General features: G+C 71.2%; 13 protein-coding genes. 6 read left to right on the top strand and 7 right to left on the bottom strand.

Annotated features, from left to right (window positions below; translation table 11 throughout):
- The coding region (locus AOK23_RS11945; RefSeq protein ID WP_055712704.1) for a TDT family transporter at nt 1–1,127 on the top strand (1,127 nt) is incomplete at its 5' end.
- Here the strand turns inward: AOK23_RS11945 and AOK23_RS11940 are convergent.
- The 3 genes from AOK23_RS11940 to AOK23_RS11930 form a co-directional block, all read right to left on the bottom strand.
- On the bottom strand, nt 1,054–1,776 hold the full coding sequence (locus AOK23_RS11940; protein WP_055712702.1) for a helical backbone metal receptor: 723 nt from the start codon (nt 1,774–1,776) through the stop codon (nt 1,054–1,056). The two genes, AOK23_RS11945 and AOK23_RS11940, sit on opposite strands and share 74 nt — an antisense overlap.
- A gap of 4 nt (nt 1,777–1,780) precedes the next feature.
- Complete coding sequence (locus AOK23_RS11935) at nt 1,781–2,359, bottom strand: helix-turn-helix domain-containing protein (RefSeq protein WP_055712701.1); 579 nt, start codon at nt 2,357–2,359, stop codon at nt 1,781–1,783.
- 699 nt (nt 2,360–3,058) lie between these two features.
- Nucleotides 3,059–4,186 carry a magnesium and cobalt transport protein CorA gene (locus AOK23_RS11930; RefSeq protein WP_055712700.1) on the bottom strand — a complete coding sequence of 376 codons (1,128 nt, stop codon included), beginning with the start codon at nt 4,184–4,186 and terminating at the stop codon, nt 3,059–3,061.
- A gap of 210 nt (nt 4,187–4,396) precedes the next feature.
- On the opposite strand from AOK23_RS11930, the gene AOK23_RS11925 reads away from it, so the two are divergent.
- On the top strand, nt 4,397–5,194 hold the full coding sequence (locus AOK23_RS11925) for a methyltransferase domain-containing protein (RefSeq protein ID WP_055712699.1): 798 nt from the start codon (nt 4,397–4,399) through the stop codon (nt 5,192–5,194).
- A gap of 76 nt (nt 5,195–5,270) precedes the next feature.
- Here the strand turns inward: AOK23_RS11925 and AOK23_RS11920 are convergent, their stop codons facing one another.
- Both AOK23_RS11920 and AOK23_RS11915 read right to left on the bottom strand, forming a co-directional pair.
- The gene (locus AOK23_RS11920) at nt 5,271–6,212 is read right to left on the bottom strand and encodes a carbohydrate kinase family protein (RefSeq protein ID WP_055712703.1); all 942 of its coding nucleotides are present in this window, start codon (nt 6,210–6,212) and stop codon (nt 5,271–5,273) included.
- A gap of 37 nt (nt 6,213–6,249) precedes the next feature.
- The gene (locus tag AOK23_RS11915) at nt 6,250–7,149 is read right to left on the bottom strand and encodes a pseudouridine-5'-phosphate glycosidase (protein WP_240496358.1); all 900 of its coding nucleotides are present in this window, start codon (nt 7,147–7,149) and stop codon (nt 6,250–6,252) included.
- 105 nt (nt 7,150–7,254) lie between these two features.
- On the opposite strand from AOK23_RS11915, the gene AOK23_RS11910 reads away from it, so the two are divergent.
- The gene (locus tag AOK23_RS11910; RefSeq protein ID WP_055712697.1) at nt 7,255–7,683 is read left to right on the top strand and encodes a VOC family protein; all 429 of its coding nucleotides are present in this window, start codon (nt 7,255–7,257) and stop codon (nt 7,681–7,683) included.
- 59 nt (nt 7,684–7,742) lie between these two features.
- Here AOK23_RS11910 and AOK23_RS11905 read toward each other — a convergent pair whose 3' ends face one another.
- The gene (locus AOK23_RS11905; RefSeq protein ID WP_055712696.1) at nt 7,743–8,297 is read right to left on the bottom strand and encodes a methylated-DNA--[protein]-cysteine S-methyltransferase; all 555 of its coding nucleotides are present in this window, start codon (nt 8,295–8,297) and stop codon (nt 7,743–7,745) included.
- Nucleotides 8,298–8,432: 135 nt separating this feature from the next.
- Entirely contained in the window at nt 8,433–9,305 is an 873-nt protein-coding gene (locus AOK23_RS11900) for a glycerophosphodiester phosphodiesterase (protein ID WP_055712695.1), read from the bottom strand.
- Between the two features lie 281 nt (nt 9,306–9,586).
- Between AOK23_RS11900 and AOK23_RS11895 the strand changes: the two genes are divergently transcribed.
- From AOK23_RS11895 to AOK23_RS11885, 3 genes are all read left to right on the top strand, one after another.
- Nucleotides 9,587–10,477, top strand: a complete 891-nt coding sequence (locus AOK23_RS11895; RefSeq protein ID WP_055712694.1) for an MHYT domain-containing protein — start codon at nt 9,587–9,589, stop codon at nt 10,475–10,477.
- A 40-nt stretch (nt 10,478–10,517) separates the two neighbouring features.
- Entirely contained in the window at nt 10,518–12,662 is a 2,145-nt protein-coding gene (gene uvrB / locus AOK23_RS11890) for an excinuclease ABC subunit UvrB (protein WP_055712693.1), read from the top strand.
- Nucleotides 12,663–12,833: 171 nt separating this feature from the next.
- Nucleotides 12,834–13,412 (top strand): TerD family protein, encoded by a 579-nt coding sequence (locus AOK23_RS11885; protein WP_055539083.1) that lies wholly within the window; start codon nt 12,834–12,836, stop codon nt 13,410–13,412.
- Nucleotides 13,413–13,580 lie beyond the last annotated feature (168 nt).

The raw sequence follows: 13,580 nt of genomic DNA, 5'->3' as shown, positions 1-13,580 counted from the left end.
CCCTCCGAGACCCAGCCCTCCGAGCCCCGTCGTTCCGCCACCTCGGCCCCCAGTGGTACGCCCCGGTCATGGGCACCGCGATCGTCGCCACGGCCGGTGCCGGGCTTCCCGGGGACCTGCCGGGCGTCGGGACGATCTGCGCGGCGGTCTGGGCCCTCGCGCTGCTCGCCCTGGTCGCCGTGCTGGGCACCCGCGCCCTGCACTGGCGTCATCACCGCGACCAGGCCCGCGCCCATCTCCTCGACCCCGCCGTGGCCCCCTTCTACGGCTGCCTCTCCATGGCCCTGCTCGCCGTGGGCGGCGGCGCCCTGGTCGTCGGCCGGGACTGGATCGGCGTGCCGGCGGCCGTCGCACTGGACGCCGTGCTCTTCGGGGCAGGCACACTCGTCGGGGTCGGCGCGGCGGTCGTCGTGCCGTATCTCCTGATCGTCCGGCACCGTGTGGAGCCCGGCCGGGTCACCCCCGTCCTGCTGCTCCCCCTCGTGGCGCCGATGGTGTCCGCCGCGCTCGGCCCGCTCCTCGTGCCGTACCTGCCGGCCGGTCAGGCCCGGCAGACCCTGCTGTTCGGCTGTCTCGCGCTGTTCGGGCTGAGTCTGCTGGCCACGCTGCTGGTGCTGCCGCTGATCGTGGCGCGACTGGTGACGGCCGGTCCGCTGCCGCTCGCCGTGACTCCGAGCCTGTTCCTGGTGCTGGGGCCGCTCGGCCAGTCGACCACCGCGGCCGGCAACCTCGCGGACGCGGCGCCCACCGCCCTGCCCTCGTCGTCGCCGTACGGGCCCGCCCTCGCCGTCCTGTACGGGGTGCCGGTCATGGGTTTCGCGCTGCTGTGGTTGGCCCTGGCGGGGGCGCTGGCCGTGCGGGCGCGGCGGCGGGGCATGGAGTTCTCGTTGGCGTGGTGGGCGTTCACCTTCCCGGTGGGCACGTGTGTGACCGGCGCGGAGGGCCTGGCCCGGCACACGGGGCTCGTCGCCTGCGACGTCCTCGCCGTCGCGCTGTACGCGCTGCTGCTGGCGGCCTGGGCGACGGCCGCCGTCCGTACCGTGCGGGGGCTGGTCAGCGCAGAGCTGCTCGCAGGGCCTCGCCGAGCACCCGCGGCGCCTCGGCCAGCGACGGCCCGTACCAGGTGAGGTGGCGGCCGCTCAGCAACGCGCACGGCAGGCCGGGGAACGCCTCGGGGCCGTCGTCGGCGGTGAAGCGGTACGGCTCGTCGGGGAGGACCACGACCTCGGGGGCGGCGGCGCGCAGCTCCTCGACGGGCACCTTCGGGTAGCGCTCGGCGTGCCCGCCGTACAGGTTGTCCACGCCGAGCCGGGCGAGGACGTCACCGGCGAAGGTGTCCCGGCCGAGCACCATCCAGGGCCGCCGCCAGATGGGCACCACGGCTCTCGTCCGGCGGCCCGGGTCCGGCAGCCGGGCCCACGCCGACTCGGCCTCGTCGAGCCAGCCGGGCCGGGACGGGGCGCCGCAGGCGCGCAGGACGCGGTCCAGTTCGGTGAAGGCCTCGGGGACGCCGCGCACCTCGGTGACGAGGACCTCGACGCCCGCCTCGCGCAGGGCGGTCAGGTCGACGGCGCGGTTCTCCTCCTCGTTGGCGACGACCAGGTCGGGGGCGAGCTTCACGATCGTGTCGACCGAGGGGTTCTTGGTGCCGCCGATCCGTACGACGTCGAGATCACGCGGATGGTCGCACCAGTCGGTGGCGCCGACCAGCGCGCCGGGGAGCGTGGCCGCGACGGCCTCGGTCAGGGACGGGACGAGGGAGACGACGCGCCGCACGGCGTCACTTCCCCCTGCGGTGCCGGTCCTCCAGCGCCTCGATGTGGTCGGCGACGGCGACCACGACGACGCGGGTGTCGGGGACGGTGGCCCGCCAGCGGTGCCGTACGCCACCGGACATGTACAGCGTGTCGCCGCGCCCCAGCCGGTGGGCGCGGCCCTCGGCCTCGACCTCGACGGCGCCTTCGACGACGTACATCAGCTCGTCGTTGCGGTGCTGGACCTCGCGGCCCTCGTCGTGGTCGCCGGTGAACTCCATGGCGTGCAACTGGTGGTGACCACGTACCAGGGAGCGCGTGCGGGAGACGGGGGGCGTGAGGGAGTCGTCCTCGGCGCGCACGACATCGACGCTGCACGCCGGGTCGGCCGCGGCGAGCAGTTCGACGGCGGTGGTGCCGAGGGCGTCCGCGATGCGTTCCAGGGAGGGCTTGCTCGGGCGGGCCCGCTCGTTCTCGACCTGGCTGAGGAAGGGAACCGACAGGCCGCTGCGCTCGGCCACGGCCGAGAGCGTGAGCTCCAGTGCCCGGCGCCGCCGCCGGACGGCCGCGCCCACCCGAAGGGGCTGCTCTTTGTGGTCGCCCATAGCTCCGGCTCCCTCCTTCGCTCGTCGCTCTTGGTCCGGGGTCTTCGTTCACAGGTCGGGCCGAGGGCGCCTACGGCTCCGAGTACGGATGGTCGACGGCCCGGCACTCATCCGGCGCGGTTGTCCTGATGAGTTCTCTGCACCCTACGCATGTTCGGCAAACCGTTTCACGCGCCCGTCACATCCCCGTAAACCCGGTGAGGGGCCATGCTCACAGTTCACGCCAGTGAGGGAGCCGCTCCGGCCGCCCGGCCGGGCGCGCGGCGTGATCCCGTCGACACGGCCCGTCACCGGTCCGTGCGGTCCGCAGGACCGTAGTTGACGCTGGGTCGCGCACGAGTGCCGGTACCGGTCACTGAGTTCGAGCCCGGCCCGGCCGCGGGCCGTGGAGCGGTTGTCCGGATCTTTCCCGTACGCCAGTACGTGACCGCCCCGCCCGTTCGGCACGGGCGGGGCGGTCACGTCCGGATGGCCTGCCGACGGGTCCCGGCGATCCGGCTCGTCGGCTAGTGCTGTGGCCGGAAAGGTTTGCCGGAAAGCTCGCGGCGTCCGGTGCGGTGCCTCGCAAGGCGGAGCATGACCCGCGTACTGGATGTACTCGGGTCATGCGACAACGCCGCGAGGTGCCGTGCCGGGCGTCGCGAGCCGGTGAACCTTTCCGGTCACAGCACTAGCCGGTGCCGGTGACTGGTGCCGGATTCAGAGCCAGCCGTTGCGCTTGAAGCCCCGGTACAGGACGACGCAGGCCACGGCGATGACACCCAGGACCAGCGGGTAGCCGAATTTCCAGGTCAGCTCCGGCATGTACTTGAAGTTCATGCCGTACACCCCGCAGACCATGGTCGGCACGGCGATCAGCGCCGCCCACGCGGTGATCTTCCGCATGTCCTCGTTCTGCGCGACGCTGACCTGCGCCAGGTGCGCCTGAAGGATCGAGTTGAGCAGTTCGTCGAACGCGGCGATCTGCTCGGTCGCCCTCAGCAGGTGGTCGGAGACATCACGGAAGTAGGCCTGTATCTCCGGCTCCACCACCCGGATGGGCCGTGTGGTCAGTTCCAGTAGCGGCCGGGCGAGCGGGGCCACCGCCCGCTTCAGTTCGAGCAGTTCCCGCTTGAGCTGGTAGATCCGACCGGGGTCGACGCGCGCGCCGTTCGCCGCGAACACGTCCGTCTCCACCTGGTCGATGTCCGCCTGCACCGAGTCCGTGACCGTCAGATAGTCGTCGACGACATGGTCGGCGATCGCGTGCAGGACGGCGGCCGGGCCCTTGGCGAGCTGCTCCGGGTCCGCCTCCAGCTCCTCGCGCAGCGGGCCGAGCGAGCCGTGGCGTCCGTGCCGCACCGAGATCACGAAGTCGGGGCCGACGAAGACCATGATCTCGCCGGTGTTCACCACCTCGCTCGTCGCGGTCAGTTCCGTGTGCTCGACGTAGCAGACGGTCTTGAACACCGCGAACAGCGTGTCGCCGTACCGCTCCAGCTTCGGGCGCTGATGGGCCTCGACCGCGTCCTCGACCGCCAGCGGGTGCAGGTCGAAGAGCTCGGCGATGCCGGCGAACTCTCGCTCCGTCGGCTCGTGCAGCCCGAGCCAGACGAAGCCGTGGTCGGCCCTGCGCACCTGCCTGAGGGCCTCGACGACATCGCGGCCGCCGGGGGCGCGCACGCCCTTGTGGTACGTCACGCAGTTCACCACGGAGGTGCCCAGGGGGGAGCGGGCCGGGTGGCTCAGGTCGACGCGGGCGCGACGCCGTGCCAGCCGTGCCACCTTGCGCAGGCCGCCGACCCTGTCGAGGCCGGTGACCTTCCGCAGATTCCCTGCCATGGACATCTGGATCTCCTTGCGTGGATCCCCTCGCACCGCACTTCGTGCCTTGTCGCGCCAGTGTGCCAGGCGTCCTTGAGCTGCGGGTAAGGCTGTGGGAACGGAGCGCTCCACTTCGTTTGTGGTCTCCGGGGCTTCGGTCCGGATGGCGCCAGGGTGGGGGACTGTTGGAGCGTCGCGAAGAGTGATAAGTCGGGTAAATGGGATGATCGCGGCATGATGCGAACCGACGGACATCTCCTCGACCACCGGCAGGGCGAGACGGGGCAGCGCTCCGACGCCTTCGCCACCCTCTTCGACCGCACGACGTTCCGGCACATGGAGGGCTTCGGCCTCGGATCCGGCTGGCGCTGCTGGGAGGTCGGCGCGAGCGGGGCCTCGGTCGTCTCCTGGCTGGCCAAGAAGGTCGGGCCCACGGGGAAGGTCATCGCCACCGGCATCGACCTCTCCTGGGCGGTCCCCTCGGTCACCCGCCCACCGGTCGAGGTCCTCGTCCACCACGTGGGCGTCGACCAGCCGCCGGGCGACGGATTCGACCTCGTCCACGCCCGCCTGGCCCTGGTCCACGCCCCGGACCGCGAGCGGGCCGTGGTGTCGATGATCAAGGCCCTGCGGCCCGGCGGGCGCCTGCTGATCGAGGACGCCGACCCCGCGCTCCAGCCCCTGGCCTGCCTCGAGGAGACCGGCCCCGACCAGCAGCTGGCCAACCGGCTGCGGCAGGCCATCCGCGCTCTCCTCGACGAGCGCGGGGTGGACCCGGCGCACGGCCGCAGGCTCCCGCGTCTGCTGCGTGGGGCCGGGCTGCGCGGCGTGGAGGCCGATGTGTACTTCCCTATTGCCTTGCCCGCCTGCGCCGCTCTGGAGTCCTCCACGATCCAACGGCTCCGTACGGCCCTCGTCACCGCCGGTCTCGCCACGGACGAGGAGATCGACCGCCATCTGGCCAACTTGTCCTCCGGTGCGATGGACATCGCCGCCACACCGCTCGTCTCGGCGTGGGGGAGGAGGCCGTAGGCGTGGCGCGCGACAGCCACCACGCGGCCGACGTCACGCAGAACGGGTACGGGGCAGCAACGCGCCCCGCACCCTCTCAGCCCACCGGTGGCCGCCCGCCCACCTTCCCCACGGCCAGCGCGCCCGCCCGGCATCCCTGTGCCGCCGCGTCCTCCGGCTCCGCGCCCGCGAGCAGGGCGGCGAGGAACGCACCGGTGAACGCGTCGCCCGCGCCGGTCGTGTCCCGGGGCACGGCGGGGGCCGCCGGAACCCGGGCCCGCACGCCGCCCCCCTGGGCGATCAGGGCGCCCTCGGCCCCCTGCTTGGCCACCACCAGCGGGAAGAGGCGGCTCAACTTGGCCGCCGCGTCGGCCGGATCGGGCAGCCCGGTGAGCAGACACGCCTCGTCCCGGCTGGGCAGCAGCACATCCACTCCCTCGACGAGTGCGAGGAAACGGTCCACGCCCAGCTCCGTCAGGAACCCCGCCGAGGCCGGATCCACACTCACCGGCACCCCACGCGCGCGTGCCGACGCGAGGGCCACCGATACCAGCGCCCGGCTCGGCTCCGAGAAGAACAGGTAGCCCGACAGATGCAGCCGGGCCACCCCGTCGAGCAGAGCCGGTGACCAGTCGTCCGGGTCCAGCCGCAGTGAGGCACCGCTGTCCGTGAGGAACGTACGTTCGGCGGCGGCGCCCGTGTCCACCAGGCAGATCACCGTGCCCGTCGCGGCCTCCGGGTCGACGACGAGGTGGGGCCGTACCCCCGAGGCGCGCAGCTCCCGCTCGTGCCACCCTGCCGCGTCCGTGCCCACGCGTCCGAGCAGCCGCACGTCCGCACAGCCCTGATGGGCCGCCCAGCAGGCCACATTGGCGCCCGCGCCGCCGGGCAGCGTACGGATCGCGGAGGCCGTGTCGGTGCCCGGCGCGAGCGGCCCGCGATGCCGGGCGACGACATCCGTGACGACGTCGCCCACGACGAGCAGCGCCCCACCCGACTTCTCGTCGGCGCCCGTCCCGTCGGTGCCCGGCGGGTTCATCGCGCCGCCGGGCCCCTGCCCGCCCCGCCCGGCCATCTCACGCCCCGGTCCAGGCCGCCGCGATCCGCGCGGCGAGCCGTACGTTCCCCCGGACCGCCGCCAGATTGGCGCTCAGGGAGGCGCCGTCCGTGTGCCGCACGAGATGGCTCAGCAGGAACGGTGTGACCGCCTGCCCCGTGATCCCCTCCTCCTCGGCCGCACGCAGCGCCTCCGCGAGCACACGCGCGTGGAGATCGGGATCGAGTTGCTCCTCCTCGGGCACCGGGTTCGCGACGATCAGCGCCGACTCCGGCCCGTCGAGCGCGTCCTGGGCCCGCATGACCTCGGCGACCTCGCCGGGCGACCGGAGCGTCCACTCCACGGGGTGCCCGGAGTCGGAGAGGTAGAAGCCGGGGAAGCGGTCCGTGCCGTACCCGGCGACCGCGACACCCAGCGTCTCCAGGCGCTGCAGCGTCGCCGGCACATCCAGGATCGACTTCACGCCCGCGCACACCACCGTGATCCGGGTGCGCGCCAGCAGCCCGAGGTCGGCCGACTCGTCCTGCGTCGTCGTCCACTCCCGGTGCACCCCGCCGAGACCGCCCGTCGCGAACACCCGTACGCCCGCCAGGGACGCCAGCTGGGCGGTCGCCGACACGGTCGTCGCGCCGCTCACCCCGGAGGCCACCGCGAGCGGCAGGTCCCGATGGCCGAGCTTGCGGATGCCGTCCTCGTTCGCGACCCGCTCCAACTGGTCCTTGTCGAGGCCGATGTGCGGCCGCCCGTCGAGCACGGCGATGGTCGCCGGTACGGCGCCCTCTTGCCGTACGACGTCCTCCAGCTCCCGGGCCACCTGCAGATTGCGCGGCCGGGGCAGGCCGTGCGCGATGATCGTGGACTCGAGCGCCACCACGGGTCGACGCGCGTCAACCGCGTCCCGCACCTCTTCCGACACCATCAGCACGCGCTTGCCTCCTGTCAGTCGTTCCTCCCTCATCACTGGCGGCCGACGCGCCCGGTCAAACCCTTGCGACCTGTGGTGAGGGACACCAGCCTGGGGAGCATGACGGAGAACACCACACGTCTCGACCACGTCGTCCTCTGGGTGCGGGAGCCTGTCGCCGCGGCCGACTTCTACGAGACGGCCGTGGGCCTGGCACCCGTACGCCTCACCGAGTACTCCGAGGGAACGGTGCCCTTTCCCTCCGTACGCGTCAACGACGAGACCATCCTCGACCTCATGCCGCTCAGCTCGGCGGAGCGCATGAGGATGCTGCCCGGCGCCGCCGACAGCGCCGGCCACCCCGTCAACCATGTGTGCCTGGCCCTGCCCGCTGACCACTTCGAGGAACTGCGATCCCGGCTGGAGGAACGGGCGGTCCCGGTCTCCGACCTGTCGTACGACTCCTTCGGCGCCCGAGGCGCGGCCCGGCGCAGCTTCTACTTCCGGGACCCGGACGGCAACATCGTCGAGGCCCGGCACTACGAGTAGCGCGGACGGCCGCACGCGGGGTCGGAACAGCGCCTGGGCGAGGGAGGGGAGCCGACGGCTCAGAACAGCGGCTCGGGCAGCACTCCTTCCAGCGCCAGCAGCTTCCGCTTGGTCTCCAGCCCGCCGCCGAACCCGCCGATGCCGCCATCGCTCTCCACCACCCGATGGCACGGCACCACCACGGGCAGCGGATTCGCCCCCATCGCCATGCCCACCGCCTGGGACGCGCCCGGCTGCCCGACCCGGCGGGCCAGGTCGCCGTAGCCCACGACCGAGCCGAAGGGGACACCGACCGCCAGCTCCCGCAGCACCTGGCGGTTGAAACCGGAGATCAGCGACCAGTCCAGGGGCAGCTCGAACACCTGCCGGTCACCCGCGAAGTACGCGCCGACCTGGCGTATCGCCTCGGCCAGCTGCGGGGCACCGGGCGCCTCGACGGGCTGGGTGCCGAGCCGGGACGCGAGGCGGTCGAGGGCCTTGTCCCGGACCGAGTCCGTGGCGTGGAACACGACGTTCACCAGGCCGTCGTCCGTCGCGGCCAGCAGCAGCGGACCGATGTCCGTGCCCACGACGGCCCACACGACCTGATGCTCGTACTGCCCGTGGCTGTTCATGCGACCACCGTACGGCCCGCCACTGACAACGCTCGCGGCGTGCGCGGCGCCGGCCGTGGCCCCCGATCGACGCCGGGCCACCGGACGCACGCCCGTGTGAAGGTCACCCCTCCCGGTCGCGAGCGGTCAGAGCGGTCAGTCCCGTGTGGCCTCCTCGACCACGTCCGGCTTGTTCGTGATGATGCCGTCCACGCCGTACCGGGCGACCCTGCGCGCGTTCTCCGCGTCGTTGACGGTCCAGGTGAGCGTCTCCAACGGCTTGCCGTGCGGACCCTCGAAGGCGTGGATCGTGGCGACGTAGGAGTGCGAGATGGTCGTGTAGGAGGAGTTGATCTGGTCGGCGAAGGTCGCGTACTCGGGCAGGTCCGCGATGTCCGGGGTGCCGAGGAAGCCGGTCTTCACGCCGGGGCTCAGTTCGTGCACCCGCCGCACCGTGTCCGGGCTGAAGCTCTGCACCACCAGCCGGTCCCGCAGGTGCAGAGGCGTCAGCCAGCCCTCGTTGGCCAGCACCTTCAGGGTCTGCTGTTCGATGCCCGGGTAGAGCTGGGGATTCTTGATCTCCAGGACGAGCTTCTGATGATTGCGGGACAGCCGCCTCATGTACTGCTCCAAGGTCGGCACGCGCGCGCCCGCGTAGCGCGTGTCGAACCAGCTGCCCGCGTCCAGACGGGCGATCTCGGCGACGGTGAAGTCGCGTACGTTCCACGGCGCGCGGTCCGGAAAGACCTGCTCGACATCGGTCGTGCGGGCCAGCGTCGCGTCATGGACGACGACGAGCGCGCCGTCCTTGGTGCGCTGGACGTCGTTCTCGACCCAGCTGAAGCCCATCTCGTCGGCCCTGTCGACGGCGGCCAAGGTGTTCTCGGGTGCATAGGCGGAAGCTCCACGATGCGCCACGACCATCAGATTGTCGGCGTACGAGGCCGCCTCGGCGGCCGAAGTGGGGAGCAGGAGGCCGGCGGCCCCCATGAACGCGGCGGCCGCGGCGGCAACTGCGCGCACATGCATGCGTACTCCTCGCGTCGATCGGTCACGGTCAGCTCAAGCGTGACAGCAGCGAGTCAACGGCAGAGGGGGTACAGGATGGCCATGAATTGAATGGAGTTGCCCAAGTCCGCACACGGGCGCCGCACAAGTGGGGCAAGGCCGTGTTTCTTTGCGGGAAAGTCGTTCGACCATTCCGGTGGGGGTCATACTCTCTGCGACAACCCTGACCGTTGTGGCGGACCCGGGGGTGGGGGCAGTACAGGGAATCCAGGGACGCGACAGGGCGGGAAAGGCAGCCGCGGATGCAGGGCACGGTCGACGGCTTCAGCTACGGACTCGTCACACCGGTGGCGGCCTACCTCATGGCCTGCCTGGGTGGCGCGCTCGGTCTGCGCTGCACCACCAGATCGATGCTGGTCGACGGCCGCCTTCGGATCGGCTGGCTGGCGCTGGGCTCGGCCGCCATCGGCTCCGGCATATGGACCATGCACTTCGTCGCGATGATGGGGTTCAAGGTCCTGCAGACCCCGGTCCACTACGACCCGCTGATGACGTTCGCGAGCCTCGCCGTCGCGATCGTCATGGTCGGCATCGGCATCTTCATGGTCGGCTCCAAAGGAGCGACCGGGGCCGCGCTCTTCACCGGCGGCACGATCACCGGCCTCGGCATCGCCTCCATGCACTACCTCGGCATGGCCGGAATGCGCCTCAACGGCACACTCGAGTACAACACCGTGACCGTCGCCGCCTCCGTCGTCATCGCCGTGGTGGCCGCGATCGCCGCCCTGTGGGCCGCCGGACAGGTACGCGGCTTCCTGTGGAGCGTCGGCGCGAGCCTCGTCATGGGCATCGCGGTCAGCGGCATGCACTACACGGGCATGGCCGCCCTCAGCGTCCATCTGCACGGCGCGGCCGACGCCGCCCCGGCCGACGGCTCGTCGTCCGCGGCCCTCCTCGCCCCGCTGATGATCGGCCCGCTCGTCTTCCTGCTCCTGGCGGGCGTCGTGGTGATGTTCGACCCCTTCATGATCATGGGCAAGTTCCACGGCGCCCCCGCCGAACGGCGGCCCGGAGTCCCCACCCACGCCTGCGCGCACACCGACCGGCGACCGCTCGCCGGCGTCGGCCGCCCCTCGCGCCGCGCCGAGCACGAACACCGCGCACCCCGCTCCCGCACCCCGCAGAACCGCTGACCCGACCCCGTTGTCAGTGCGGGGTCGTACGGTGGATTCCATGCGGCCCGTTTCCAAGATCGAACGCACGGTGGCGCCCTTCGAGGTCGTCAGCCCCTACCAGCCGAGCGGCGACCAGCCCACGGCCATCGCCGACCTGGCCCGGCGCATCGAAGCAGGTGAGAAGGACGTCGTCCTGCTCGGCGCGACCGGCACCGGCAAGTCCGCCACCACCGCGTGGATGATCGAGAAGCTCCAGCGCCCCACCCTGGTGATGGCGCCGAACAAGACGCTGGCCGCCCAGCTGGCCAACGAGTTCCGCGAGCTCCTGCCGAACAACGCGGTCGAATACTTCGTCTCGTACTACGACTACTACCAGCCCGAGGCGTACGTCCCCCAGTCGGACACCTACATCGAGAAGGACTCCTCGATCAACGAGGAGGTGGAGCGGCTGCGTCACTCCGCGACCAACTCGCTGCTCACCCGTCGCGATGTCGTCGTGGTCGCCTCCGTCTCCTGCATCTACGGCCTCGGCACGCCCCAGGAGTACGTGGACCGCATGGTCCCCCTCAAGGTCGGCGAGGAGATCGACCGGGACGAGATGCTGCGCCGCTTCGTCGACATCCAGTACACCCGCAACGACCTGGCGTTCACCCGTGGCACCTTCCGCGTCCGCGGCGACACGATCGAGATCTTCCCGGTCTACGAGGAGCTCGCGGTCCGCATCGAGATGTTCGGCGACGAGATCGAGGCCCTCTCCACCCTGCACCCGCTGACCGGCGAGATCATCAGCGACGACGAGCAGCTGTACGTCTTCCCCGCCTCCCACTACGTCGCCGGACCCGAACGCATGGAGCGGGCCGTCAACGACATCGAGAAGGAGCTGGGGGAGCGCCTCGCGGAGCTGGAGAAGCAGGGCAAGCTCCTGGAGGCCCAGCGCCTGCGCATGCGCACCACGTACGACATCGAGATGCTCCGCCAGATCGGCTCCTGCTCCGGCGTGGAGAACTACTCGATGCACTTCGACGGCCGCGAGCCCGGCTCCCCGCCGAACACCCTGCTCGACTACTTCCCGGACGACTTCCTCCTCGTCATCGACGAGTCCCATGTGACGGTCCCGCAGATCGGCGCGATGTACGAGGGCGACGCCTCCCGCAAGCGCACCCTCGTCGACCACGGCTTCCGGCTGCCGTCCGCGCTGGACAACCGCCCGCTGAAGTGGGAGGAGTTCCAGGAGCGCATCGGACAGACGGTCTACCTCTCGGCCACCCCCGGCCAGTACGAGCTGTCCCGCTCCGACGGCCAGGTCGAGCAGATCATCCGCCCCACCGGCCTCATCGACCCCGAGGTGGTCGTCAAGCCCACCGAGGGCCAGATCGACGACCTGGTGCACGAGATCCGCAAGCGCACGGAGAAGGACGAGCGGGTCCTCGTCACCACGCTCACCAAGAAGATGGCCGAGGACCTCACCGACTACTTCCTGGAACTCGGTATCCAGGTCCGCTACCTGCACAGCGACGTCGACACCCTGCGCCGGGTCGAGCTGCTGCGCGAGCTGCGCGCCGGCGAGTACGACGTCCTGGTCGGCATCAACCTCCTCCGGGAGGGCCTCGACCTGCCCGAGGTCTCCCTGGTCGCGATCCTCGACGCCGACAAGGAGGGCTTCCTGCGCTCGGGGACCTCGCTCATCCAGACCATCGGCCGCGCGGCGCGCAATGTGTCCGGCCAGGTCCATATGTACGCCGACAAGATCACCCCGGCGATGGAGAAGGCCATCGACGAGACCAACCGCCGCCGGGAGAAGCAGGTCGCGTACAACAAGGCCAACGGCATCGACCCGCAGCCGCTCCGCAAGAAGATCAACGACATCGTCGCGCAGATCGCCCGCGAGGACGTCGACACCGAACAGCTGCTCGGCACGGGCTACCGCAAGGGCGGGAAGGACGGCAAGGGCGCCAAGGCCCCGGTGCCGTCCCTCGGCGGCAAGGCGGCCAAGTCCACCACGAGCAAGGGCAAGGGCAAGGCCAAGGAGACCGTCCCGACCGACCGCCCGGCGGCCGACCTCGCCCAGCAGATCGAGGACATGACGGAGCGGATGCGCGCGGCAGCCGCCGACCTGCAGTTCGAGATCGCCGCCCGGCTGCGCGACGAGGTGTCCGAGATGAAGAAGGAACTCCGGCAGATGAAGGAGGCGGGGCTGGCCTGACGGGCCCGAGAGGCGGCGGGGGAGAAGCGGTGACCCCGGCGCGGCGCACTGTGTTGCAAGACCGACACAAAGTGCGACACAGGCTGCGGCAATGTCAGTGCCGCTGCGTAAGGTGCTGCACATCCGCGGAGTCCGCGGCAACAGGGGACAGTTCGAGAGGGGAATCGGCGCGTGACCGTCAACATGACCAAGGGTCAGGCCATCAGTCTGCAGAAGAACGACGGAGGCAGCCTGACCGCGGTCCGCATGGGTCTCGGCTGGCAGGCTGCCCCCCGGCGTGGCCTGTTCGGGTCCCGTACCCGTGAGATCGACCTCGACGCCTCCGCCGTGCTGTTCGCGGACAAGCAGCCCGTCGACGTCGTCTTCTTCCGCCACCTGGTGAGCGACGACGGCTCCGTCCGTCACACCGGTGACAACCTCGTCGGCGGTGTCGGCGCGGGCGGCGACGACGAGGCGATCCTCGTCGACCTGGCCCGGGTCCCGGTCCACATCGACCAGATCGTCTTCACCGTCAACTCGTTCACCGGCCAGACCTTCCAGGAAGTGCAGAACGCGTTCTGCCGTCTGGTGGACGAGACCAACGGCCAGGAGCTGGCCCGCTACACGCTCGCGGGCGGCGGCCAGTACACGGCCCAGATCATGGCCAAGGTGCACCGTTCCGGCGCCGGCTGGCAGATGACGGCCATCGGCTCGCCCGCCAACGGCCGCACCTTCCAGGACCTGATGCCGGCGATCCTGCCGGTCCTGTAGGCAGCCCGACGCATCACGCAGCAAGCGACACAGGGGGACGAAGTCGATGACGGCCGAGCTGGTCCGGGGGCAGAACCATCCACTGCCCGAGGCCCGACTGGAGATCCGCGTCTCGGCCGGCACGCCGATCGTCGCCGGGGCCACCCTCGGCGACGAGCACGGCAAGGT

Source organism: Streptomyces torulosus (assembly GCF_001419765.1).
Lineage (GTDB): Bacteria > Actinomycetota > Actinomycetes > Streptomycetales > Streptomycetaceae > Streptomyces > Streptomyces torulosus.
This window is presented reverse-complemented; position numbering and strand designations above follow the sequence as displayed.